The sequence below is a fragment of the Exiguobacterium sp. s143 genome, assembly GCF_018618895.1.
Taxonomy (GTDB): domain Bacteria; phylum Bacillota; class Bacilli; order Exiguobacteriales; family Exiguobacteriaceae; genus Exiguobacterium_A; species Exiguobacterium_A abrahamii.
Genome location: NZ_JACSMX010000002.1, coordinates 542,740 through 567,899 on the forward strand (window position 1 = coordinate 542,740; position 25,160 = coordinate 567,899).

Below are 25,160 nucleotides of genomic sequence, written 5' to 3' on the forward strand. Positions count from 1 at the left end.
GAAACAGTTATGAAATTATTGATTATTGGCTCAGTGGCCGCGGGAACATCAGTAGGAGCAAAAGCACGTCGAAATAGTGAAGAGTTGCAAATCACGATTTATGATCGGGATCAGGACATCTCTTACTCAGGTTGTGGGATTCCCTACTTCGTTGGTGGCGAAATCGCTGACATTGATGAATTGACACCGCGAGATGCCGCTTTCTTTAAAAAACGGTATAACATCGATATTCATACACAACACGAAGTTGAATCGATTGATCATGCGACAAAAACAGCTACCATCGTCAATCTTAAGACAGGGGATCGATTCACGGACACATATGATACGTTAGTGCTGGCAACCGGTGCTTCAAGTATCGTTCCACCACTTCCGGGAATCGAGCATGAGAATGTCTTTACGGTTCGAAATGTCCGCAATGCCGACGCGATCCGGTCCTATATTGATGCCCATGATCCGAAAACGGCAACGATCGTCGGCGGAGGATTCATCGGACTCGAGATGGCAGAGCAATTGACGTATCGCGGTATTCAAGTCACGCTCGTCGAACGCTTGCCGCAAGTCATGCCGCCACTTGATCGCGATATGGCAGAACGTGTAGCGGATCATTTGAAAGATAAAGGGGTATCCCTCTTGCTTGGCGAATCCGTGACAGCGTTCAACGGAGAAGAACGTATTTCTGAGGTCGCGCTTGAGAGTGGAAAAACGATCGAGACGGATCTTGTCATTTTATCTGTTGGCGTCAAGCCGAACACGGGTCTTGCGAAACAGATCGGTGTGGAGCTCGGTAAAACAGGGGCGATCGCAGTCAACCGTCACATGCAGACGAATGTAGCCGATGTCTACGCAGTCGGCGATGTCGCAGAGAGTTTCTCCGTCATCACGGGTGAGGCACTTTATCGTCCGCTTGGTTCAACAGCAAACAAGATGGGACGGATTGCCGGAATGGTCATTACCGGAGAAGAAGCGGAGCACCGTGGTATTTTAGGGACAGGAATCTTTAAGGCGTTCGATTTGACTGTCGCTCAAACGGGGTTGACGGAAAAAGAAGCGCGTGAGTCAGGCTATGACATCGAAGTCTTGCATAACATCAAACCAGATCGTCCGGAATACATGGGCGGGAAAGAGATGACGATCAAAGCGATTGCCGATCGGGCAACAGGGCGAGTTCTCGGAGCCCAGATCGTAGGTCCGCAAGGTGTCGACAAACGGATTGATGTCCTAGCGACAGCGATCACCTTTAAAGCGAAGGCAGAGGATTTATTCCATCTCGACTTAGCTTACGCTCCACCGTTCGCGACGACGAAGGATCCCGTTCTCTATACGGGAATGGCACTCGATAATGCCATCAAAAAAACAGCGCGTTTGATGACACCGAACGAATTAATTGACCAAGTCGCGAATGGGAAGTCGTTCCAAATCATCGATACACGCTCGAAAGCACAATTTGAAAAAAATCATGTTGATGGAGCGATCCATATTCCGCTTGGTGAACTGCGGACACGCGCGAAGGAATTGGATCCGACGTTACCGACGATCGTCTACTGCAACAAAGGCGTGACGGGGAATGCTGCGCAAAACGTCTTGAAAAATCTTGGATTTACGGATGTATGCAACTTATCAGGTGGCAATAAGAACTATCAACATATCAAAAAATGTTTGTCATAATGTTGATCCATGTAGCGTGATGATCCTATTCACTTAGGAATCATCACGTTTTTTGTTGTCAAATCGTTAGAAATAGGATATTTTTAGTATATCGGGAGACGATATAACGGAAGACGAAATAAGGGAGTGAGAAAATGGCACGGACAATCCAAGAGACGGCATTAACTGAGGCTGTCTATTATATTTTACTGTCACTTCAACAACCCCGTCATGGCTATGGCATCATGCAATTCGTCCAGGAATTGAGCAACAACCGGGTCAAGTTAGCTGCTGGTACGTTGTACGGCGCACTCAGCAGTCTGGTCGATAAAGGGTGGATTGAAGCGATCGAGCAAGAAACAGGGCGAAAGAAAGAGTACATCATGACGAATCAGGGGCGGGAGAGATTACAGGTAGAGCTAGATCGATTAAAAGAACTCGTGCGACATGGACAAGAAACGATGGGAGTGGATCAAGGTGAGTAGTAAAACGGTCTATCGCTTTTACGCTGATTATGCAAAAGAAGAAGTGTGGTTAAATGAGATGGCAAACAACGGCTGGTACTTACAGCAGTTTCGACTCGGATGTTATGTATTCATAAAAGGTGAACCTGGTATGTACACGTATCGAATTGAGTTATTAGAAAACATGCCAAAGCATCCGAAGTCGCAGGATTACTTTGCGTTTTTGGAAGAGATGGATATCGAAGTCGTGGATACATCGTTCCGCTGGGTCTTCTTAAGAAAACGGACCTCGGATGAACCATTTCATTTGTACTCGGACTTTGATTCACAGATCCATCACGAACACCGGATTTTGCAACTCTACAAAGTCGTTTTTTTGGTTAATATCATTGCAGTACTCATTAATTTGTTTAATCCGATTACCGACACGATGATCTGGTTCAATCTCGCAATCGTGACGGGTCTCTCATTCGTGATGCAACGCCACGAACGTAAAATTCAAACGTTACGTGGATTGCGTGCCATTGCGGAGCAAGATTAAAATAATATAACCTGATTTCAAAAATCCTCACGTCTCTAAATGAAACGTGAGGATTTTTTTAGTGGTTAGAGTTCAGGAGGATGTTGTAAAGTTGGTCAATTCGTCTAACAGTGTTGTAAGAAAGACGTAATACATCGATCAAACAGTGTATAACTAGGTAGAAATAACTGTTTAAATAAACAAGTCAAGGAGTCATGAATCGAATGGATAAGTCTATCCGTAAAAAGCGGATCTTTTTTAGTCTAGTGTTTTTTGTCAGTGGAAGTATCCTTTTAGCGACCTGGATGAAAGTGCAACAGGATCGCGCAAACGCAACTGTCATACCACGTTCTTCGATTACAGCCATCGATTTTAGTCCTCAACAAGACACCGTGATGTTGGTCTATCCAGGACAGGGACAAGGGAAAACGAATGATCCTGAACTTGCTTATAGTTCGATTGTCACGATCAACATGAAAGAACAGGTATTAAACGAACGTCAGGTCCATGATCCTGCAATCACGAACATGACGCTTGTGCAAAAACTGAGTACGCCGAATGTGTTGTATGCCTCTTCCGCAGGATATCTGAATCACTTCCATACATTCGATTTTACGAAACGACGGTTTGTTCAACATAATGTGACGTATTTCAAGCACGATCCCATGATGGAATCGATCAAACACTTTGGTACGAATACATGGTTCAAGACGTTGAATTCATATAAAACCGGGACGCAGCGCTCGTCTCAAGGAACAGGATTCTCGCACACCTTTTCTAATTTTGATACGAAAGAAAACTATGAGACGCCTGCGAGATTCGAACCAGGAAACTCGATGATGATTGAATTAAAGCATCATTTAGCGTATGCCAGTATTGGTAGCGATCATGAACAAGAAGAAAAAGCAGCGATGATTTTTTTGGATAAGCGGACTGAAAAACCAGTCGTATATCGGAAAAGAGATGAACCATATGCATACTCAGCACTTTATGGAAAGGATGATACGGCATACTTCGCTAGTACGGATGGCTGGATGATTCGGATCAATGAGGCAGGTGAACAAACCGAGCAATATTATCCGTTTCTTCAGAATACGAATTTTGATAGTACCGATCCGATTCGAATGATTGATGCAACACAAGGGGTTCAAGTCGTTCAGCAATTTTCTCGTGATAATCAAAATCGGGATCGCCACATTTTAGTCAAATGGACGTTCGGTCAATCATTCTCGGTTCAGGAAATCAAACCGAATTTTTGGAAAGCAGACAAATGGTACAAGTACTTATATATTCATCCCAAGACGAAAAAATCATACTTCATCGAATTTGACCCTGAACACCCGGATAAAGGGAAACTGCTCATTACGAATCAAAGGTATGAGTTGCTTCACGAGATGCCGGTTGAAGGACCGATTGGAATCGACTTTGTGATTGAGTGAGGCAGGGGGGAAGATGTTTTGAACCGTATCGAGCGATTTGAATTTGAGTTTGAAGAAAAAGCGGGAGACCGACTTCCGTTGTTCACGTATCTAGAGCAACAGCAATCAGGTTGGTCTTCTTTACAAGATGATGAAGCGCGTGAGGGAAATTTTCACGTAAGTATGTGGATCAGTGGAGAGAAGATTTCCTGGTCATATGACGTGCGTGAACGGGATGAAGTAACACAAGCATATCGGTTTGGCATTTTCATGCAACGCTGGAAAAATATCTGGGAATGGAATCAGCAACGTCACTTGCTTAGTGGAAACGGATTTGGAATTCATCAAACACTAGCCGACTCCGTCAGGACATCTGCCAAGTCTGAAGCACATTTGGAATGGGCGTTGAACGAGCTTGCTGGCTACGATGCGGAAGGACTACTCTTTTATTATGGTCCCGGACCGTGGGACGACTTTCAAAAGGCGGATGATGAGCTGGATATGTTTCTCGAGTTCGATGAGATCAACACAAAAGAGAAGATGCGTACGGAAGGGCTGTATTTTGATCACGATAGCCAGCGCTGGATCGACATTCCGGCGTCGTTACCCATCATTGGTGAGACGATGCTCGTGATGTATCGCCAATTATACGAATGATTCATTTGATCAAAAAAGCTCACGTCTCGGAAATCGAGACGTGAGCTTTTGTATTAGAATAACTCGTTGATCGGTGTGTCACCTTCGAGTAGTGTGACGACTTGCTTCGACGCCTTGTCATGACCGATTGCTGCCAATATGACGCGTGCGACATCCTCGCGCGGAATTTTTTTAGTTGCTTGTTCGGACGGATCCGTTGTGACGTTTCCTGTGCCGGCTTCATCTGATAGTCCGCCTGGGCGAAGAATCGTGTAGTTGAGTGACGATTCCTTCAGGACACGATCCGCGTAGCGTTTTGCAATGTAATACGGCTTCATGCTGTCAGACCATGTTTCCGGCGAATCGGCATTCAAGGCACTGACCATGATGAACTGTTTTGCACGTATTGCTTCCGCTGCTTCAATCGATTTGACGGCACCATCGAAGTCGATCAGCATCGTCTTGTCCGCTCCTGTGTGACCGCCGGATCCTGCCGTAAAGATGACGACATCTGATCCTTGTAATGCATCAGTGATCGTCGCGACGTCCGCTTCAAGATCGAGATGGACCGGGGTATGACCTAATTTCTCAAAATCACTGAACTGGTCCTTGGAACGTAATCCTACTTTGACATCGTGCTCCGAATCCTGCAGTAAGCGAGCAGCGTGACGACCTACTTTACCATTTGCACCAATGATGAAAATCTGACTCATGTTCCATTCCTCCATTTCACGATTTGATGATTCTGTTTCAGTATGGAAAAGATGAGGGGTTTCTGTAAAGAGAGACGACTTGTAGAACTGTAACCTTCATCAAAACATCTTTTTAATGCTTTTATGCATAAAATCGTCAAATTATCTTGAAATCACGTGTAAGTGTGGTAGGATAATGACTATTACCCACACCGAAAATCATTTAGGTTAAATTGTAGCAATATTCGGTGAATGGGCAACGACGAAACAGAAAGGAGAGATACGATGAGAAAAAAACCATGGCTACTGGCAGGACTTGTTTTGACAGGCGTTGCCGCTTGGATGATCTGGAATCAACAGACGGATGCCGAAGCACATGACATCTTCGAAGACCACAAGCTGGTCGTCGGAACGACGGGGGATTATAAGCCCTTTACATACTGGAACGAGGACCGGAATCGTTATCAAGGCTTTGATATCGATGTCATCCAAGCGTTCGCCAAAGTAGCAAATCTTGATGTGACGTTCGTCAAGACGACATGGCCGACATTATCGGAGGATACGAAATCAGGAAAGTTTGATATCGCTGTCGGTGGCATCACGAAGAAAGTCGAGCGCGAGGTCGTCGGAGACTTTACATCGTCGTATTTCTCCTTTCAAAAAGCACCGCTCGTAAAGAAGAAAGATGTCGAACGCTTGAATTCGCTCGCTGCAATCAATGATCCAGCAGTCAAAATCGGCGTCAATCCGGGTGGCACGAACGAAGCGTTCGTGAAGAAGCATTTTCCGAAAGCAGATGTGACCGTCTTTGAGAACAACTTGGACATTCCAAAAGCCGTCCAAAGCGGACAAGTCGATGTCATGGTGACGGACGACATCGAGGCGTTGCATTACGCGACAGAACTCGATCTTGCGGTGCCGAAACTGACAGAGGCATGGGAACCAGCCGAGATGGCGTATTTGATGAAACCGGACCAAAAAAAGCTTGGAGACGTTTTCCGGGTCTGGATTGAAAGTGCAGAGGGGCAAGAACAAGTTCAAAAATTGAAGAAAAAATGGAACATCGTCTCGACACGTGAGACGGTCGGAGCGAAAGGAGCGGGAGCACATGAGTAAATGGGGATGGATCGTCGTCGGAGGTGGAGTCTTGTTTGCAAGCTTACTGACGCTATGGCAAGCGGAGCAACCACGACGTGTACAAGCGAAGAATGTCTTTGCGACGAAAAAAATCGTCGTCGGAACGACTGGGGATTACAAACCATTCACGTACTTGAACCGAAAGACGAACGAGTACGAAGGATTCGATATCGAAGTGATCCGTTCTTTCGCGAAGACGACCGGTATCGATGTCGAGTTCGTTCCGACGACATGGCCCACGCTATCTGCTGATCTTGCTAGCGGGAAATTCGATATGGTCGTCGGGGGTGTGACGAAAAACATCGAGCGCGAGATCATCGGCGACTTCACGTCGAGTTATCTGTCGTTCCAAAAGACACCGCTCGTCCGTAAAGAAGATGCTAAGCGTCTTGCTTCGATCGAACAAATCAATCGTCCAGACGTGACGATTGGTCTAAATCCAGGGGGAACGAATGAACAGTTCGTCCGTAAGACGTTCACGAAGGCGAACATCGTTATGTATGAACAAAATCTCGACATCCCGCATGCGGTCGCATCGGGCGAAGTCGATGTCATGATCACCGATACGGTCGAGGCGATTCATTATGAAGCGCTCGACAAACGACTCGCGGCACCAAGAATTCAAGAAAAATGGATTCCGGCGGAGAAGAGCTACCTCGTCCGAGAGTCGGAAGGGGACGTTGTTGATGTATTCAATCTGTGGATGCAATCGCACGAAGGTCAAGAAGAGATGGAGCAATTAAAAGAGAAATGGCAAGTAGCGTCTTAAGTGGATCGTGTCTCCTGACAGCAGGAGGCACGATTTTTTAGTAACAGGAATCTAATGGAAAAGGGCGAACAAGTATGTAGAAGCAAATTAGGAGGAATCAATGTGTTGAAAAGCGTGTCAGCGAGGCAATGGCTCATCATGACTGTTCTTCTAGGCTGTGTCACTTACGCATGGATCGTCATCGGAGAGTCATGGATTAATTCTACGTTGTTATTTGGAGGGGCGCTTATATTTACAAGTGGTGCAGTGCTCTCGTTTAGTCTCGCGTTGGCACGATTCGTTCGATTAAAAGGAATCGGATTAACGATGATGCTGGTGTCAATCGGTACGACGCTTGTGGTATCCGCCGGTGTCTTGTATGGTGTGTATCAGATTGTAGCATAATCGTTAAAGCTTGAATCAAGGCACCGAATCAGGTGTCTTTTTTTTGATTCGAGAACAGAAAAAACGGGAAAATCTTGGACATGACTTTGAATTCAAGGAAAGAAGGAATGAAGATGATTCATGTCGAGAACTTGACGAAGACGTATAATGGGAAAGATGTCGTCAAAGGCATCTCGTTTGATGTAGAGGCAGGAGAAATCTTTGCTTTTCTAGGACCGAACGGGGCTGGAAAGTCGACGACCGTCCAGATGCTGACGACGTTGATTCCAATTTCCGGTGGTCGAGCGACGATTCAGGAATTTGATGTCGTCAAACAGGAAAAACAGGTCCGATTGCAGATTGGGGTCGCCTTACAAGATACCGGCATCGATGAGGATTTGACTGGGCTTGAATTACTCGTCCTACAAGGGAAATTATTTGGATTAAGTCAGACGGAAGCAAAAACACGGGCAGAGGAATTGTTGCAGCTCGTCGGACTCGATCAAGACGGTCAGCGCAGATCGGGTACTTACTCCGGCGGGATGAAACGACGGCTTGATCTGGCATTGACGCTCGTCCATCAACCGACTGTTTTGTTCCTTGACGAACCAACGACAGGACTCGACCCCGCGAGCCGTGTACAAATCTGGAACGAGGTCCGACGATTAAACGAAGAGTTCGGAACAACGATCTTTTTGACGACACAGTACTTGGAAGAAGCCGATCAGCTAGCCGACCGAATCGCGATCATCAATGAGGGACAATTGATTGCGGAAGGAACGGCAGCTGAGCTGAAAGCAGCAAATGGAGAAGAGCGGATCGAATTGACGCTAGCTGAAAAAGAGAACGAACGGATCGTCTTAGAGACGTTTGCCGGTCGTCAGGAAAAAGATCGCCTCGTCATTCCTTCGCGGGGAACGGAGACATTGCGCGCGGTCGTCCGTTTTCTTGATGAACGAAAAATGGTCGCTACGTCACTGGTCGTCAAACAACCGTCGCTTGATGATGTCTTCATTCGTTTGACGGGACAAGCTTATAAGGAGGAATCGTGACATGATACGTGAAACGTGGTTTTTGATGCGTCGGAGTCTCCTCGTCACGTTACGTAATCCGTTTTCCTTCATTCCGAACTTGATCATCAGTGTCTTCTTCCTGCTCGTCTACACGAGTGGTTTGTCCGGAATCTCGAATTTACCGCAGTTCGACGGCGTCGATTATTTGAACTTCATTTTGCCTGTTTCGATCGTCTCGGGTGCTGTCGGCGGAGCAGGGGGAGCGGGGCAAGCACTCGTCAAGGACATCGAGAGTGGTTATTTCGCTCGACTCTTATTGACACCGGTCTCCCGGACCGCAATCGTCCTCGGACCGATGCTTGCCGGGATGCTGCAATTATTCGTTCAAACATTACTCATCTTCGGAATGGCATTCTTGCTTGGTCTATCGATTCCAGTCGGTGTCAGTGGCTTTTTCTTGACGATCTTACTCGCGCTTGGCTTCGGTCTCGCCTTTGCCGGTTACTCGGTCGGTGTCGCTTTGAAGACACGGAACGCCCAAGCCGCGCAAGCCGGAACACTTTTGTTCTTCCCGTTGATTTTCCTGTCGACGACATTCGTGCCGAAAGACTTGATTGAAGCCGAATGGCTCAAGATTGCCGCGACAATCAATCCGACGACCTATATCATGGAAGGGATGCGTAGTGTACTGACTCGTCCGGAAATTGATTGGTCGGTCTACTGGCAAGGTTTGATCGTCGCTGCTGTTCTCAGTATTGCGATGGTGATCTTTGCTGCGTTGAACGCACGCGGGGCATTGAAAAAGTAAAAAAATGGACCCGTTTTTAAGCGGGTCCATTTTATGCGGCTATCTAGTTGACTGTCTTATTTCAAATCGCGTTTTTCTTCCTCTTCTTTCGACGATTTACTTTTTGCGTCGAACTCAGAACGTGTCATGACATCTTCGACATGCATGTTGATTTCGATGACATCGAGTCCTGTCATATCATGGACTGATTTTTTGATTTTCGTTACAGCGTCTTGGAAGATGGACGGGATGTTTTTGCCGTACTCGACGATGACTTTTAAGTCGAGTGCGACTTGTCGTTCGCCGACTTCCGCGTCGATGCCTTTTGTGATATCTTCCGTGCTCCGGAAACGATCTGTCAATCCACTCATGAAGCCACCACTCATTGAGAGGATGCCTTTGACATCATTTGATGCGATACCGGCGATTTTCTTAATGACTTGATCTTCGAATGTGAGTTTATTTTCGTGTACTACTTCGTTTTCGTTTTGTTTAGTGTTGATTTCGTTAGCCATGAGAAATCTCTCCTTTTAGTGTAAGTTGAATGATTTTTTATTTTCTGTATGCTCAATCCCGTTGAAAGAACTGAATCCATCCTTCGACATCGAGCGCGTTATCCCGCCACTGACCGATCAAGTAACCGATTGTTGCGAATACGATGATCAACAACGTCGGTCCAAAACCGATCGTCAAGAACAAGGTGGCGAGGATCAGTCCGACTAGTCCGCCGAGTAGACGGTAGCGATACGGACGAAGTGCTTCGCTCGTTTTCATGATCTTCCTCCTCTCGTATCTTAGACGACGCGTTCAGACGTTTTTGTCTTCGTGTCACTGATCCGGACGCGTGTTTTTGTGACAGGTAGTTCGAGCAACGATTCGACCGCGTTCTTGGCGCGTTCTTGAATGTCTTTTCCGATTGTCGGCAAGCCTTCTTGACCGAAGACGGAACAGTCGACTTCAAGCGCGATGGTTTCTTTTTTCGAGTGAATGTCTGCGTTGACGCGTGGCGAACGTACGCCGTTGATACCGCGAATCGACTCGAGTGCCGTTCGTTCGATCGTTTGCTTAGAGATCGTGATATTCCCGTCACCCGTTTGAATCAGGAGACGTTGTCCTTTTGAACGACTGAGTAGTCCAGTGAATAATAGAATGACCAATACGAATGCTAGGAAGCCACCAAGTGATAAAATCGTGTAGCTATACCATTGTTGATCTTGCCACTGTTCAATCAAAGGACTGAGTCGTGGAACATCATAGACGCCAAGTACAAGAAGACCGACGCTGACTAAACCGAGAATGCCGATCAGAACGAGTAGGAAACGATTGAATCCGTTCATATTACATCTCTCCTTTCTGCCGTTAAATTGTTTTAACGTGATTGTTCTACACATGAAATATTATGTGTATGGTGAGAACATTCCCGCTCAAACGAACTCGAAACATGAAAATGCACTTAGGATGAAAAGACTATTTATTCTGAAAATTTATCTATTTATTAGAAAAATAGTAGATGAAATACGGTATTACGCATTGTAATCAAGAATGTTACGACGTCTTAAGGGTTTAAGCGTTCGTGAAAAAATATCTATCATGAATATTATTCAATGTCAATATAGAAAATAATCTCCATCAAAAAACTCCTCTCATGCGGTCATGAGAGGAGAGACAGACGTTTATTTTTCGACTTTCGGTACTTTTACGATGTAATAGACCGTACTTAAGATCAAGAAAGCGACTCCGATTAAGATCGAGACGCGTGTCTCATCGTTGAACAACATCCCGACTAGCACTGTCACCAGCGCGACGATCGACAGATAGTTCGTCACCGGCGCACCGGGCATCTTGAACGGATGTGAGGCTGTCCGTTCACTTTCGAGTTTACGATACCGGATATGACTGATTAAAATCGCGAACCACGGTACCATCCCTGGTAGTACCGAAGCACTGTAGACATACACGAAGATGTTCGTATCCTTCCCGAGAATGAGTGGCAAGGTGATATCGAGAATGACACCGAAGAAAATCCCGATTGAAATCGCGAAGACCGTGTAGAATGGAATGCCGCGTTTATTGACTTTCAAGAAGAAGGACGGCACTTGTCCTTTTTCAGCCAATGAATAGATCATCCGGCTTGCGCTGAAGATCCCGGAGTTACAACCGGATAAAGCGGCCGTGATGACGACGAAGTTGATGATCCCGGCAGCAATCGTGACACCGACCTTGGCGAATGTCGCAACGAACGGACTGCCGAGATCCGACAACTCATTCCATGGATACACCGTGACGATGATGAAGATGGATCCGACGTAGAAAATCAAGATTCGCCAGACGACACCATTGATCGCCTTCGTGATGTTCTTTTCTGGATCTTTCGTTTCTCCAGCTGTCACGCCGATCAACTCAACACCGATGTAAGAGGCGAAAACGATCGAGAGCGCAAAGAAGAAGCCGGTGAAACCATTCGTGAAGAATCCACCGTTCGCCCAAAGATTCGAGAAGCCGACCGGGTTTCCGTCATTCCCTAAACCAAAGAAGATGATTCCAAGTCCAGCGACGATCATTAGAAGAATCGTTATTACCTTGATTGAGGCGAACCAAAACTCGAGTTCACCGAACATCTTGACGGAAGCAAGGTTCGCAAGCGTCAAGAGAATGATGACGACGACGCCTGGAATCCAAGTCGGTAGCTCCGGCCACCAGAAGCGTAAATATGTCCCGACAGCGATGACTTCACTCATCCCGACGACGACCCAGTTGAAGATATTACTGCTTGCTGTCAAGAAGCCAGCTGCTGGATGGATATAGTCGTTTGCGAACTTTGCGTACGAACCACTGTGAGGATGGGTGTAGACCATCTCACCAAGTGCCCGCATGATAAAAAAGATAAAGACTCCTGCTAGCATGTACGCGAGTAAGACAGATGGTCCCGTCCAAGCAATCGTACTAGATGCTCCAAGGAAAAGACCGACCCCGATCGTTCCTCCGAGTGCAATCATTTGTACCTGTCGTGCTGTTAAATCTCGTTTCAAATTCGAACTCATCATTTCCCCCAAAAAAATTCTGTGACGTCATAATGTTCAGACAATTTGTCCGAATAACTATAACGCTGAGTATACTATCCTCAGATAGAACTCGCTAGTCTTTTTGAAAATTTGGGTTAGAGGTTTTCAAAAGTAAAAAGATTATGAAACAACTGTGTAATGGCTTTCATTTGCCTGCTAAGAGAGAGACAAGTCGCTGACCGAGTCTCCCGAAATATAGGTGTTCCGAGGTCGCTAGTACGATCAAGTCATTACGCATTGTAAGGTCACCTGACAGGGTATTTCCCTGTTCTGTCATGAATCGAATCGAACGAACACTTTCAAAGAGCGTACCTTTCCGTTCGAGTAAATGTGCTTCATCAGAATTTGCGGCAAGCAGAAAATCGTCGTACCGAGCGAACTGAGAAAAGGCGATCGTAGGTGCCTCACAGACGAGATCTTCCTCTTGATCGATACGAATGAAACGGTAATCAGAGTAGTAGAAGAACCAGACTTCTTTTGATGAACAGACGTTTAAGGCGTAACAATCATCAATCGGGTATTGACGGTTTTTATATTTTACTTCGCCCGTATCGTCAAAAGCGACGAGACCAAAGGCACCATTTGAACTGGTTACGGCGTCAGCATAGACACCTTCGTCAAAATAACTGACCCAAATCCACCCTCGTTCATCGATTTGCATGTTTTGAATCCCATCATCTAAACAAAATTGATTGACTAGATTTCCCTGAACATCATAAATAAAGGCATTCGGCAACCACGTTCCGTCTACGTCATCATCGCAACGGGAAGCGACGAGTAACAAACGTCCATCCGGAAATCGATCGACGAGCGAAAAATCAATTTCGCTTTTTTTAACGATCGTCGTCTTACGCCAATCATCCTTCAATTGATGAATGGAAAGGACGTGTTCATTGCGTGCTTCGTCGAGGGTTTCTTCGACGATCAAAATATGTCCGTCGACGGTGATCCCAGTCGCGACAGAACGACCCGACCGGTAGGATGCAGTCAAACGACGGAGTGGAAAATGGGCAAGCGGGGATGTGAGCATGGCAGGACCTCCTGTTTGTTTAAAAAAACAGTCCGTCGTCAGACAGACTGCTAGTCGTTCAAACCGTTCGTTGACGGCGTTTGTAGATGACGTAGAAGATGATCAAGACGACAGCAGCGATTAAGACACCGTTCGTATACGGTGCAGCGACTTCCTTGATCGAGCGCCAGTTCGTTCCGAGCGTTTCACCAAGATAGAGGAATAAGATCGACCATGGAATGATCGCAAGCACCGTATAAAGAGAAAACTTCGATTGATCCATCTTAGCAAGACCTGCCGGAATCGAGATGGCATGACGGACGACCGGGATGAAACGGGCGCCAAAGATGACGCCTTGTCCGTACTTTAAGAACCAACGCTCGGCTAAATCCAAGTGATGCTCTGAGATCAAAACATACTTTCCATATTTCAGAATAAGGGGACGACCGCCGTAGCGAGCGAACCAATATAAGAATAATTGCGAGAATAATCCACCGATGACGGCAGCGACGATGGCGAGCGGCCAGCCGATCGTTCCTTGGGAAATCATGAATCCACCGTAAGAGAGGACGATTTCACTCGGTATGATTTCAATCATCAACCCGAGGGCGATGCCGAAATATCCGAGATCGGCAAGCGAAAGCAAAATCTGGTTGACGACTTGAGATAACACGTTAGACAACTCCTTTGTATCAGTTCATTCCTTTATTTTAGAGAACCGAGGACGAAATGAAAAGGAAAAAAACGGAGACAATTCAAAAGACGGATTCGCGATGACAGCGAATCCGCCTTGTTTTTACAATACGACCGCAGCGATCGTACCGAAGATGAGTAATGGAATGTTGTAGTGCAGGAACGTCGGAATGACCGTTTCTCGCATGTGATCGTGCTGACCATCAGCATTCAAACCACTCGTTGGTCCGAGTGTCGAGTCAGACGCCGGGCTACCCGCGTCACCGAGAGCACCGGATGTTCCGATGATGGCAATCGTCGCTTCTAAGCTGAATCCGTACTGGATACAAAGTGGAACGAAGATGGCAGCGATGATCGGAACGGTCGAGAAACTCGAGCCGATCCCCATCGTGACGAGAAGACCAATCAAGAGCATGACGAAGGCGGCAACGAGTTGTGAATCGCCCATCAACGCTTTCGAATTCTCGACGAGTGGCTCGATATCGCCCGTCTTACGCAAGACGTTTGAGAAACCGTTCGCTGAAATCATGACGAAACCGATGAATGACATCATGCGCATACCGCGTGTAATGACGTCATCGGCTTCACTGAAGCGAACGAGACGAAGCAGCAAGAAGAGAATCAACCCCGTCGTCGCAGCGAGAATCATTGATCCGGTCTGTAGTTGTACGATCAAGGTCGCGATGACGACGACTCCACTTAAGACAAGCTTCGTTTTCGTGATGACCGGAATTTCATAATCGTCCGGTGCGATGTCGCGAATCTCATACGTCCGCTCTTTCCGGTAGGTGTACAAACCGATCAAGAGACCAACGACCATTCCGAGTGCTGGAATCGCCATTGCTTCGATGACGGAAGCTCCAGCAGTATCGAGACCATTTGCCTTCAGGTTCTTCAGCAAAATCTGATTGAGGTAAATGTCTCCGAATCCAACCGGTAAGAACATGTACGGTGTCACAAGACCGAACGTCATGATGATCGCTATCCGGCGTCGATCGATCTTAAGCTGAGAAAAGAGACCGAGCAACGGCGGAATGATGATTGGAATGAATGCGATGTGGATCGGCAACACGTTTTGTGAACTGATCGCAAGCAAGAGAATCGCGAACAAGATGAATCCTTTTAATTTTTTGACGGAAGCGGCACTTGCGTTACCACGCGAACGCGCAATCAAAGAGTGAGCAAGTGCATCCGGTAAACCTGTTTTCGAGAGGGCGACGGCAAATGCACCGAGCATCGCGTAGCTAAGGGCGATTTCTGCTCCGTCACCAAGACCACCGGAGAATGCTTTTGTCGTCGCAGTCAGGTCAAGACCACCGACAAGACCACCGGCAAACGCACTGATGACCATCGCGAGCACGATGTGGACGCGGAAGATCGCTAAAATAAATAGTAAAAAGACGGCAAACAATACGGCGTTTATCATTCAGTAAAACCACACTTTCTTTTGTTATCACTGTACTATACTAAAGTATCTTACAGCCATGTTGGAATGCTGTCAAGAGTAAAAGTCTGACCTCGTAATCAAAAGATGAATGATACGCTTTTTAGCTCTCCACAAGAAGTTACATTCTGTTATACCCCGAAGCATGAAGTGAGAAGCGTTTTGATCACTGAAAATGACTCATACAAAAAACGTGCCATCCTTCTCCGTTACGAGAAAATATGGCACGTTATTTTTAAATTAAGACGGAGTAGAATATCCGAATCTATTTGCGTTTCTTCTATAGAGAGTGATCAGCAATCGACGACGTCGAGCTTACCAGTCCCTGGATCGATGACGAGTCCGTGAACGTTCGTCCCAGGTGGTAGTAATGGGTGGTTCTTCACGAGGCTGACCGAGTGAGCGACGCTTTCTTGAACTGACGTGAAACCACGCAACCATTGATTCAAATCAACGCCAGATACTTCGAGCGTGTGAAGAATCTGTTGGTCGATGCCCCGATCCTTCATCTCGTTGATCATGTGGTTAGGATCAATCGTGCTCATGCCGCAGTCGTGGTGACCGATGACGACGACTTCTTCAGCACCAAGAGCATACAACGCGACGAGAATCGAGCGCATGACGGAACCGAATGGGTGCGATAGGATAGCACCGGCATTTTTGATGATCTTCGCATCCCCGTTCTTAAGACCAAGTGCGTGTGGGAGGAGCTCCGTCAAGCGGGCATCCATACACGTCAGGATGACGACCTTTTTGTCTGGGAACTTATCCGAGACGAACTGTTCATACTGTTTTTCGGCGACGAATCGCTCGTTGAAGGCTAGCATTTCCTGTACAACTGACATTCAAGTGTCCTCCTTTAGTGGTAGCTCTTAATATGTACCCCATATCAGAATACAAGATGATGAAACGGCTATCAAGTCACGAAAATGCGAGGTGTGACAAATCGCACACATCTATGTACATGAAGCAAAACGATGAAAAAGAGGAATTCACAACAGTTGTAAACGCTATCAAAGGTGTGATGGAATTCACAGGATGGTCATGCACAAAACAGGAAAAAGGGGTTATGATTGATTTGTGAAGGAAAGCACAAACTATTGAAAAACAGCTTGGCATTCCTGACATAATGGTTAGCAAATCAAACTCAGATTCGTTCCACGACAGGGAGGAAACCACTCATGGCTGTGAAAGAAAAAACAAAATCGACGGCAACGCCGGTCGAACAAGCAGTTGGACAAATCGTTGAAAAAGGGCAACGCGCATTACAAGAATTACTGACATTCGATCAAGAAAAAATCGACACGATCGTCCGGGATATGGCACTTGCCGGACTTGAACGGCACGTCGAACTCGCTCGTCTCGCGTCAGAAGAGACGGGACGCGGTGTCTTTGAAGATAAGATGATTAAAAACATGTTTGCGACAGAATACATCTACAACAGTCTACGTCATGAAAAAACGGTCGGGATTTTAGAAGAAGATGTCCAAAACGGCATCACATATATCGCTGAACCCGTCGGTGTCGTCTGTGGTGTCACACCGGTCACGAACCCGACATCAACGACGATGTTCAAAGCATTGATTGCGATCAAGACGCGCAACCCGATCGTCTTCGCGTTCCACCCATCGGCACAACGTTGTTCCGTTGAAGCAGCGAAAACACTCCGCGACGCAGCCATCAAAGCAGGGGCACCGAAAGACTGTATTCAATGGGTCGAAGAACCATCACTTGAAGCAACGAAAGTCTTGATGAACCATGAAAAAATCGCCATGGTCCTTGCGACAGGTGGAGCAGGAATGGTCAAATCGGCGTATTCAACAGGTAAACCGGCACTTGGTGTTGGACCAGGGAACGTTCCGTGTTACATCGAACAGTCTGCGAAAGTCAAACGGGCAGTCAGCGATCTTGTTCTTTCAAAAACGTTTGATAACGGGATGATTTGTGCGTCTGAGCAAGCCGTCATCGTCGACCAAGAGATTTATGCGACGGTTCGTGCGGAAATGGAAGCACTCGGTTGTTACTTCTGTACACCGGAAGAAAAACAACGCCTCGAATCACTCGTCATCAAAACCGATACGTGTGCCGTCAACGCGGACATCGTCGGGAAACCTGCGACATGGATCGCAGAAAAAGCCGGAATCGATGTTCCGGAAACAACGGTCATGCTCGTCGCGGAACTCGAGCACGTCGGAGCAGCAGAACCACTGTCTCATGAAAAACTCAGTCCCGTCCTCGGTGCGTACCGCGTCGCTTCAACCGAAGAAGCGTTTACGATTGCCGAACAGATGCTTGAAATCGGTGGTCTCGGTCATACAGCCGTCATTCATACGACGAACGATGACTTGATGACAGCGTTCGGACTCCGCATGAAAGCCTGCCGGATCCTCGTCAACAGCCCATCTGCTCATGGCGGAATCGGTGATCTGTACAACGAGTTGACACCATCACTGACACTCGGTTGTGGATCATACGGGAAAAACTCTGTTTCTGAAAACGTGACAGCGAAGCACTTACTCAACGTCAAAAAGGTGGCGAGACGACGCGTGAACATGCAATGGTTCAAGGTCCCTGAAAAAATCTACTTCGAAAAGAACTCCGTTCAGTACTTGCGGTCGATGACTGACGTCTCACGTGTCATGATCGTGACGGATCCAACGATGGTACAGTTCGGGTATGCCGATAAAGTAATTCAAAACTTACCACAGTCCGTCAGTTACCGGATCTTCGACCAAGTCGAACCAGATCCATCGGTGACGACTGTTCAGACAGGTGCTCAAGCGATGCGTGATTTCAAGCCTGACTTGATTATCGCCCTCGGTGGTGGTTCAGCGATGGATGCTGCAAAAGGAATGTGGCTCTTCTATGAACAACCGAACGAAACGTTCTCAAACTTACGTCAAAAATTCCTCGATATCCGCAAACGGGCGTATCAATTCCCGACACTCGGTCGTCAAGCGAAGTTCGTCGCGATTCCGACGACTTCTGGTACGGGTTCAGAAGTAACACCGTTTACCGTCATCACGGATAAAGAGAAAAACGTCAAATACCCGATTGCTGACTATGCATTGACACCAGACGTCGCAATCGTTGATCCAGAATTCGTCATGACCGTCCCAGCTTCAATCACTGCTGATACCGGAATGGATGTCTTGACGCATGCGACAGAAGCATACGTCTCGGTGCTTGCGAACGACTACACGGATGGACTGGCACTCAAAGCAATCAAGATGATCTTCGACTACTTGCCACGAGCATATGCTAACGGATCAGACGCTGAAGCACGCGAAAAAGTGCACAATGCGTCAACGATGGCAGGGATGGCATTCGCGAACGCCTTCCTCGGCATCAACCACTCGATCGCGCACAAAATCGGTGGCGAGTTCCATACGCCACACGGACGGACGAACGCGATCCTGATGCCACACGTCATTCGCTATAACGCATCACGTCCAACGAAACTAGCAGCATTCCCGAAATACGAATCATTCGTTGCGGATGAACGGTATGCCGACATCGCACGCTACCTCGGTCTTCCGGCAGCAACGACGGAGCAAGGGGTCGAATCCCTCATCCAAGCCGTTGCTGATCTTGGACAACGTCTCAACATCAAGATGTCATTCAAGGCGCAAGGCATTCAAAAAGCAGACTTCGAGGCAAAACTCGATAAGATGGCAGTCGATGCCTTCGAGGATCAATGTACGACGGCGAATCCGAAGATGCCGCTTGTCGCTGAGTTACGGACGATCATGGAACAAGCATACGAAGGCATCTAATAGAGAAAAAAATACCATGGCACCTGATCGTTCAACCGGCTTCTCACTGTGAGAAGTCGGTTTTTATTTTGGAAATCAGTGGAGACAGTCAGAGAAAAGGTGGGATATAATGGCTGTTGAATGAAATTGATGTTTTTGGTTTCGCTGTAGCAGGAATATTCAAACATCAGACATTAAAAGGAGGAAATGGGATGGAGTCAAGGCAAGAAAGGAAACAACGACGGTTTTCCGTCTGGGATGTCCTGTTTGGCGTCCTCATCGGTCTCATCTTTTTCGGTGTCATCTATGGTGTGATGGCATTTTTGACTTCACAAATCACCTCATCCTCAGACTATCAGGATCTTGTGACGCAGATGCAACAGGCGGACGTCTCCTGGAAAGATGCAGACATCACGGTGTCATTGATACTTCTGTTCGTCGGTGGGCTATCGATCACGATGCCGAGCGCGGTCCGAGAAGGAATCATCAATCAGGTGCTCGATGCGAGTTCTGCCGGTGATGTCTTATCGTTGTTTGGGATTGACTTAAAGCAAGTTCTTGCACCACTTACGTTTGATGTCTCTTACGGCACGTTACTTTATTCTGTCTTTGGCATCGGTTTAATCGTCCTGTTATTTTTAGTATTACGGATTAAGGCAAGTCGTCTCGGGTGGACGATTCGATCGATCAGCTTCTTCTTAACGGTCGGGATCATCTGGTTCATCCTTGCCGGACGCGGAAACGACGTGCCATTCCTCTCGTTACAAGACGGCTATGCGATGAGTGGGATCCTACCGCTTCTCGTCGTCAGTTTGCTTGGTTGGATGGCGTTCTTCCCGCAAAAGTTATCTGGTCTGACAGCTGCTGGACGTGCCAGCTTACTGATTTTGATGCTCGCAAGTACGCTTCAACTCGTCTTTACGGTACAGGACGAAGCGGAATATGACGGCGATTCTTCACTACGGACGGCATTGACCGTCGCGAGTCTGAACGCCGGAAGTGGCGGGATGTACGACTGGATCCACGGCGGTCAAGTCGTGTATCAAGCAGACGTCCTTGGAGCGAATGCGGAAATCCCCGTCTCGATGTTGAACGGGGAGACCTCAACGGATCAGCTCAATGACTCGATCCAAAAAGTCGTCGATGGGATCGACACGGACCGGGTGACAGAACAATTGTTGACGTTACTCGGTGGAGAACGTCCTGATTTGTCAGCAACACAATTGAAGCTCGATCCTGTTGATTACGGCGTCGCGCGGCAGACGATTCAAGTGATTGATGCGGAATCGGCAGGAGCGACGCCACCGAATGTCTCCAGTGAGAGTGCGTATTGGGTGTTGTTGCTCGTAACGTTTGCGATCTACTTCGTCTGTAGTATCCGAAGCTTCAAATCGATCATCGATCCGTTCGTCTTTGCGATCGCGATCGGTGTCATCAGCTTCATCGTCAGTCAAGCTTCATACGTTCAGTTCGCAATGAAATGGCGCAGTGACGTCTTATTCGAGTTCGCTCAACAGACAGCAGGCTGGACGGTACTATACGCCGCAGGGCTTGCGTTACTTGGTGGAATTCTTGGTTATGTCGTCCGACGGAAGCCAGACAAAGCGGTTTAAGGAACGTGGAGTGATGAAGCTCCTCCACTAGGAGATGTACCCTGAATGGGGACGACGAACGTTGCTGTCATTCTCGCTTTCCACAGGCGGGAGGTAAGCCGCGGTATCCTAAACTACGTTTCGTCTACCGGGTCTCACTTGACCCTGACGCAAGCGAAAAACATGCTTTCTTTCCCTGTAGGAGTCGAGAATGAACAGTTACGTTCTACATCAAGCATAAACGATACGTTTTCAGGTTCATGTCCTGAAAACGTATCGTTTTTTTACGTGGTTCATCTCATTTTCACCACCCCCTTTTTTTACCATTCAAACTTGGTTTGTAAAGGTAAAATCAACAATGTTAAGCCAGTATTTGGAATTAGTTAAGTAGGTTAAATAAGACGGATGTCCGACCTATTTGAAAGGACTATTAGCTATAATCGAACCATGCTAAATTAATGAAGCAGTCAAAACATCCTGGGGGGAAAATCCATATGAAAAAAGCAACGAAACTCGTCATCGCGTCGACATTGATCGCACCGATGCTCGTACCAGTCGTTCAAGTCAAGACACTTGCTGCCGACAACAGTGTCGTCAAGTTACGCTTCTTAGAAACAACGGATTTACATACGAACTCAATGAACTACGATTACTTCAAGGATGCGCAGGACGAAACGATTGGTCTCGTCAAAGCCGCTACGGTCATTAAACAGCAACAAACTGAAGTGGGCGCAACGAACAGTTTCTTATTCGATAACGGGGATACACTTCAAGGAACGCCGTTTGGCGATTACGTCAAGAACCAGTACGACAAAGGAAACAAAGGCAAACATCCGATGTACGAATTGATGGAATACCTCGGTTATGATGCGGTCACGCTCGGAAACCATGAATTCAACTTCGGTCTTGATTTCCTCAAGTCAGCGATGAGTGCTTCGAGCGGTTCAATCAAGTTCGTCAACTCGAACGTATTGGATGCAGTCACGAAAAAGCCGATCGTCGCGGACTACAACAAAGATGGAAAAGACTATCAAATCATCGAACGTCAAGTCAAGGACCAGAACGGTGACATGAAAACAGTCAAGGTGGGTGTGTTCGGAGTCGTCACGCCACAAATCATGGCATGGGATGCGGGGAACCTGACGGGGAAAGTCACGGCTGAAGATATCATCCCGACTGCGAAAGCAACAGCGAAGAAATTAAAAGATGCTGGCGCAGACGTCGTCGTTGCACTCGCACACACAGGTATCGGGGATACGACGGATCAAAAAGACGGCGATGAGAATGTCGGCTACGCATTGACAAAAGTTGCAGACATCGATGTCTTGATGACAGGTCATCAGCACGGAAAGTTCCCGGCAGTCGATTCAGCGTTCAATAAATTGCCGAATGTTGATAAAGAAAAAGGTCTAATCAATGGTAAACCGGTCGTCATGGCAAACACACAAGGAAAGAACGTCGGTGTCATCGATCTTGAGTTGAAGCAAGTCGACGGGAAATGGGTCGTTGATACGTCAGGTGCGAAACTAGCGGACGTCACGAAAGACACGACAGCAGATGCCGGTGCCGTCAAGTTGATTGAAAAAGCACATGAAGGAACACTCGCGTACATTCGTCAAGAAGTCGGAACGATTAATGACGACATCCAAAGTTTCTTCGCTCTCGCGCAAGACGATGATTCAGTTCAGTTCGTAACGAACGCTCAGAAATGGTATGTCGAGAAACAACTCAAAGAAAATGCCGATCTCGCGAAATATAAAGATCTTCCATTGTTGTCAGCAGGTGCACCATTCAAGACTGGTGGTCGTAACCAAGTCAACGCATCCGATTATACATTGATCAAAAAAGGACCAATCGCACTCAAGAACGTCGCCGATCTCTATGTTTATCCGAATACACTCGAAGTCGTCAAAGTAACAGGTGCTGACGTCAAAGACTGGCTCGAAATGTCAGCCGGTCAGTTCAACCAAGTCGGCGGTGAGCAAACGAATTTGTTGAACAAAGATTTCCGTAGCTACAACTTCGATATCCTCGATGGATTGACGTATGAAATCGATATCACGAAACCAGCGAAGTTTGACTATAACGGTGTCGTCGTCAACAAAGACGCAAACCGTGTTCAAAACATCAAGTATCAAGGCAAAGCGATCGCCGACGACCAAGAATTCCTTGTTGCGACGAACAACTACCGCGCAGGCAGTGCGACGTTCCCAGGTCTTGGTGGCGGAAAGAACATCGTCTACAAATCAGCCTACGAAACACGTAACGTCATTTCGGACTTCATTAAAGCGAAACAACCGGTTGATTATAAAGCCGATGACAACTGGTCACTCGTCGCAAGTAAGCCGACGACGGTCAGCTTTGATTCAGCGGTTGCAGCTGCACCGTACGTCAAGCGGTACGAAGGCATCACGAACACAGGTGAAACACGTCCAGGTGAGACAGGTACGTTCCTCAAATTCAATATGAACGTGCCGATGAAAGACTTCACGGTCTCGACAAAAGCAGTTAAACCGGGTGCGAAAGTCGTTACTGGTCAGGCAGTTCCGGGCGCAACAATCACAGTTAAACTTGGCGATAAAGTCCTTGGAACAGCAACAGCAAACGAAGCGGGTCAATACGAAGTCGTGACACGACCGCTCAAATTGCGTGACAAGTTGACGATTGTCTCTGAACTCAGCTTCATGAAGACAGAAACGAACGTCACAGTCGGAACAGGTGTCGTTGCGACACCAGCGATCGATAAAAAGTCGGCAGTATACGGATCGACGGTCCTTCGCGGTAAAGCAACGGAAGGTCTTGACGTGACGCTCTATAAAGGATCAACGAAAATTGCAAAAGCGAAAACGACGGCAAGCGGCTTCAAGATTGCGGTCAAAAATGGTCTAACGACAGGTACGTACACGGTCAAGTCGACAGACATCTCGAAAAAGATCACGAAAAAGGCGTCGTTCACGATCAAGAACACGTATCCGGTCAAAAAATGGTCAGGTAAAAAGACGTTGACAGGTAAAGTCGAAAAACGACAAATCGTCCGCCTCTACCAAAAAACAGAATCTGGTTATCAATTGATTGCTCAAGACGTGGCGGATCAGCACGGGAACTATGTCTTGAAGATGCGTCAAGCATTGACGAACGGCTCGTACAAACTCAACATCTATACAGCGAAAGATCATCTCGATCAGTCACGCTACTTCATCACGAAGTAATATGTCACACGGATGTCTGCACATGCAGACATCCGTTTTTATTTGATTAGATACGTGCGTTGCGAGAGCAGAAACCGTTTAATGCGTTCGTAGATGATTGCTTGCTCGACCGTCAATTGATCCGTCGCGTGCGACATGTAGAGTCGTGACGTAACGGTAAACACATCGTCTGTGATGAAAGGGAGTCCCATCTCGCGGCAGACGGAGACGGGAACGAAGCTGAAATACCGTTGCTGACGTAAGGCGAGTTGCAGCGAGACGTCATCAATATAGTGCGTGGTATCGGCATAAATGTTCAGTTCCGCCATCTTCAATTGGATGAAGCGGTTGTAATCCTTATTGTGAGAGGGAAATAAAAAGGCAGTCTCCGTTGCGTCCGCATAGAGCGCCGTGATCGCTTCTTTCTCTGAATAGGAAGCAGGATAGGTGATGACAATCTCCTCTTCCACGATCGGTTCGCTCGTAATGAGCGGATGCTTGAGTTCCATGAAGCTGATCGAGAAATGGAATTCTTGATGGAGTAAGCCGCTTAAAATGTCGCGATTTGAGAGGATGTCCGAGTTGAACAAAGGCGCAGTCTGCGGCAAGAGAAATTCCCGTAGGATTAATTGGATGAAGCGACCGTGCGAACTGGCAAGACTGAGTGGTGTTTCGGTAGAGGCATCATTTCGCGCCATGCGTTCCTGGACCCGTGTCAGCTCGTGTTCGATTTTTTCGACTGATTGCAACAGAAGTCGTCCATTGTCGGTCAAGCTGATCGTTCTGCCTTTTCGATGAAACAACGTCGTGTTCAATTCACGTTCTAGTTTTTTGATCGTCGCACTGAGGGCGGGTTGGCTGATGAATAATCGTTCGGCAGCACGCGTCACGTTCAATTCCTCCGCGACGTGACGAAAATAATTCAAATGTAAGAGTTCCATGATATCCTCCTAACATAACCTATAGGTTAT

24 protein-coding genes are annotated in these 25,160 nt (G+C 47.1%); 14 read left to right on the forward strand and 10 right to left on the reverse strand.

Going from position 1 to position 25,160, the window contains the following annotated elements:
- Window positions 1–9 precede the first annotated feature (9 nt).
- From KNQ03_RS11015 to KNQ03_RS11035, 5 genes are all read left to right on the forward strand, one after another.
- Window positions 10–1,668 (forward strand): FAD-dependent oxidoreductase, encoded by a 1,659-nt coding sequence (locus KNQ03_RS11015; RefSeq protein ID WP_214724676.1) that lies wholly within the window; start codon window positions 10–12, stop codon window positions 1,666–1,668.
- 134 nt (window positions 1,669–1,802) lie between these two features.
- Window positions 1,803–2,132, forward strand: a complete 330-nt coding sequence (locus tag KNQ03_RS11020; RefSeq protein ID WP_214724677.1) for a PadR family transcriptional regulator — start codon at window positions 1,803–1,805, stop codon at window positions 2,130–2,132.
- Window positions 2,125–2,652 carry a DUF2812 domain-containing protein gene (locus KNQ03_RS11025; protein WP_214724678.1) on the forward strand — a complete coding sequence of 176 codons (528 nt, stop codon included), beginning with the start codon at window positions 2,125–2,127 and terminating at the stop codon, window positions 2,650–2,652. Before KNQ03_RS11020 ends, KNQ03_RS11025 begins: the two co-directional genes overlap by 8 nt.
- Window positions 2,653–2,936: 284 nt before the next feature.
- Window positions 2,937–4,070 (forward strand): hypothetical protein, encoded by a 1,134-nt coding sequence (locus tag KNQ03_RS11030; protein WP_214724679.1) that lies wholly within the window; start codon window positions 2,937–2,939, stop codon window positions 4,068–4,070.
- A gap of 18 nt (window positions 4,071–4,088) precedes the next feature.
- Window positions 4,089–4,706 carry a hypothetical protein gene (locus KNQ03_RS11035; RefSeq protein WP_214724680.1) on the forward strand — a complete coding sequence of 206 codons (618 nt, stop codon included), beginning with the start codon at window positions 4,089–4,091 and terminating at the stop codon, window positions 4,704–4,706.
- Window positions 4,707–4,759: 53 nt separating this feature from the next.
- Here KNQ03_RS11035 and KNQ03_RS11040 read toward each other — a convergent pair whose 3' ends face one another.
- The gene (locus tag KNQ03_RS11040; protein ID WP_214724681.1) at window positions 4,760–5,398 is read right to left on the reverse strand and encodes an SDR family oxidoreductase; all 639 of its coding nucleotides are present in this window, start codon (window positions 5,396–5,398) and stop codon (window positions 4,760–4,762) included.
- A gap of 264 nt (window positions 5,399–5,662) precedes the next feature.
- Between KNQ03_RS11040 and KNQ03_RS11045 the strand changes: the two genes are divergently transcribed.
- From KNQ03_RS11045 to KNQ03_RS11065, 5 genes are all read left to right on the forward strand, one after another.
- Complete coding sequence (locus KNQ03_RS11045; RefSeq protein ID WP_214724682.1) at window positions 5,663–6,493, forward strand: transporter substrate-binding domain-containing protein; 831 nt, start codon at window positions 5,663–5,665, stop codon at window positions 6,491–6,493.
- Window positions 6,486–7,283: a transporter substrate-binding domain-containing protein gene (locus KNQ03_RS11050; protein WP_023467882.1), complete on the forward strand. Its 798-nt coding sequence runs from the start codon at window positions 6,486–6,488 to the stop codon at window positions 7,281–7,283. Before KNQ03_RS11045 ends, KNQ03_RS11050 begins: the two co-directional genes overlap by 8 nt.
- 102 nt (window positions 7,284–7,385) lie before the next feature.
- Window positions 7,386–7,667: a hypothetical protein gene (locus tag KNQ03_RS11055; RefSeq protein ID WP_214724683.1), complete on the forward strand. Its 282-nt coding sequence runs from the start codon at window positions 7,386–7,388 to the stop codon at window positions 7,665–7,667.
- A 107-nt stretch (window positions 7,668–7,774) separates the two neighbouring features.
- A complete protein-coding gene (locus tag KNQ03_RS11060; RefSeq protein ID WP_251140287.1) occupies window positions 7,775–8,698 on the forward strand; it encodes an ATP-binding cassette domain-containing protein in 924 nt (307 codons plus the stop codon).
- A gap of 1 nt (window position 8,699) precedes the next feature.
- Window positions 8,700–9,467 carry an ABC transporter permease gene (locus KNQ03_RS11065; RefSeq protein ID WP_023467885.1) on the forward strand — a complete coding sequence of 256 codons (768 nt, stop codon included), beginning with the start codon at window positions 8,700–8,702 and terminating at the stop codon, window positions 9,465–9,467.
- Window positions 9,468–9,523: 56 nt separating this feature from the next.
- Here KNQ03_RS11065 and KNQ03_RS11070 read toward each other — a convergent pair whose 3' ends face one another.
- The 8 genes from KNQ03_RS11070 to KNQ03_RS11105 all read right to left on the reverse strand — a co-directional run bounded on the left by KNQ03_RS11070 (window position 9,524) and on the right by KNQ03_RS11105 (window position 16,499).
- Window positions 9,524–9,961, reverse strand: a complete 438-nt coding sequence (locus KNQ03_RS11070; protein WP_214724684.1) for an Asp23/Gls24 family envelope stress response protein — start codon at window positions 9,959–9,961, stop codon at window positions 9,524–9,526.
- A 52-nt stretch (window positions 9,962–10,013) separates the two neighbouring features.
- On the reverse strand, window positions 10,014–10,220 hold the full coding sequence (locus tag KNQ03_RS11075) for a DUF2273 domain-containing protein (RefSeq protein WP_023467890.1): 207 nt from the start codon (window positions 10,218–10,220) through the stop codon (window positions 10,014–10,016).
- A gap of 20 nt (window positions 10,221–10,240) precedes the next feature.
- Entirely contained in the window at window positions 10,241–10,783 is a 543-nt protein-coding gene (gene amaP / locus KNQ03_RS11080; protein ID WP_214724685.1) for an alkaline shock response membrane anchor protein AmaP, read from the reverse strand.
- Between the two features lie 336 nt (window positions 10,784–11,119).
- Window positions 11,120–12,490 (reverse strand): amino acid permease, encoded by a 1,371-nt coding sequence (locus tag KNQ03_RS11085; RefSeq protein WP_214724686.1) that lies wholly within the window; start codon window positions 12,488–12,490, stop codon window positions 11,120–11,122.
- 163 nt (window positions 12,491–12,653) lie between these two features.
- Complete coding sequence (locus KNQ03_RS11090; protein WP_214724687.1) at window positions 12,654–13,538, reverse strand: hypothetical protein; 885 nt, start codon at window positions 13,536–13,538, stop codon at window positions 12,654–12,656.
- A 58-nt stretch (window positions 13,539–13,596) separates the two neighbouring features.
- Window positions 13,597–14,190 carry an undecaprenyl phosphate transporter UptA gene (gene uptA, locus KNQ03_RS11095; RefSeq protein WP_214724688.1) on the reverse strand — a complete coding sequence of 198 codons (594 nt, stop codon included), beginning with the start codon at window positions 14,188–14,190 and terminating at the stop codon, window positions 13,597–13,599.
- A gap of 123 nt (window positions 14,191–14,313) precedes the next feature.
- Entirely contained in the window at window positions 14,314–15,633 is a 1,320-nt protein-coding gene (locus KNQ03_RS11100; RefSeq protein WP_214724763.1) for a Na+/H+ antiporter family protein, read from the reverse strand.
- Window positions 15,634–15,947: 314 nt separating this feature from the next.
- Entirely contained in the window at window positions 15,948–16,499 is a 552-nt protein-coding gene (locus KNQ03_RS11105) for a beta-class carbonic anhydrase (RefSeq protein WP_035397969.1), read from the reverse strand.
- Between the two features lie 56 nt (window positions 16,500–16,555).
- Between KNQ03_RS11105 and KNQ03_RS11110 the strand changes: the two genes are divergently transcribed.
- The 4 genes from KNQ03_RS11110 to KNQ03_RS11125 all read left to right on the forward strand — a co-directional run bounded on the left by KNQ03_RS11110 (window position 16,556) and on the right by KNQ03_RS11125 (window position 24,210).
- The gene (locus KNQ03_RS11110) at window positions 16,556–16,738 is read left to right on the forward strand and encodes a hypothetical protein (protein WP_214724689.1); all 183 of its coding nucleotides are present in this window, start codon (window positions 16,556–16,558) and stop codon (window positions 16,736–16,738) included.
- Between the two features lie 97 nt (window positions 16,739–16,835).
- Window positions 16,836–19,430: a bifunctional acetaldehyde-CoA/alcohol dehydrogenase gene (gene adhE / locus KNQ03_RS11115; protein WP_214724691.1), complete on the forward strand. Its 2,595-nt coding sequence runs from the start codon at window positions 16,836–16,838 to the stop codon at window positions 19,428–19,430.
- Window positions 19,431–19,621: 191 nt separating this feature from the next.
- Window positions 19,622–21,022 (forward strand): hypothetical protein, encoded by a 1,401-nt coding sequence (locus KNQ03_RS11120; RefSeq protein ID WP_214724693.1) that lies wholly within the window; start codon window positions 19,622–19,624, stop codon window positions 21,020–21,022.
- 473 nt (window positions 21,023–21,495) lie between these two features.
- Window positions 21,496–24,210, forward strand: coding sequence for a bifunctional 2',3'-cyclic-nucleotide 2'-phosphodiesterase/3'-nucleotidase (locus KNQ03_RS11125; protein ID WP_214724695.1), 2,715 nt, complete (start codon window positions 21,496–21,498; stop codon window positions 24,208–24,210).
- Between the two features lie 38 nt (window positions 24,211–24,248).
- On the opposite strand, the gene KNQ03_RS11130 is transcribed toward KNQ03_RS11125, so the two are convergent.
- Window positions 24,249–25,130 (reverse strand): LysR family transcriptional regulator, encoded by an 882-nt coding sequence (locus tag KNQ03_RS11130; RefSeq protein WP_133208107.1) that lies wholly within the window; start codon window positions 25,128–25,130, stop codon window positions 24,249–24,251.
- Window positions 25,131–25,160 lie beyond the last annotated feature (30 nt).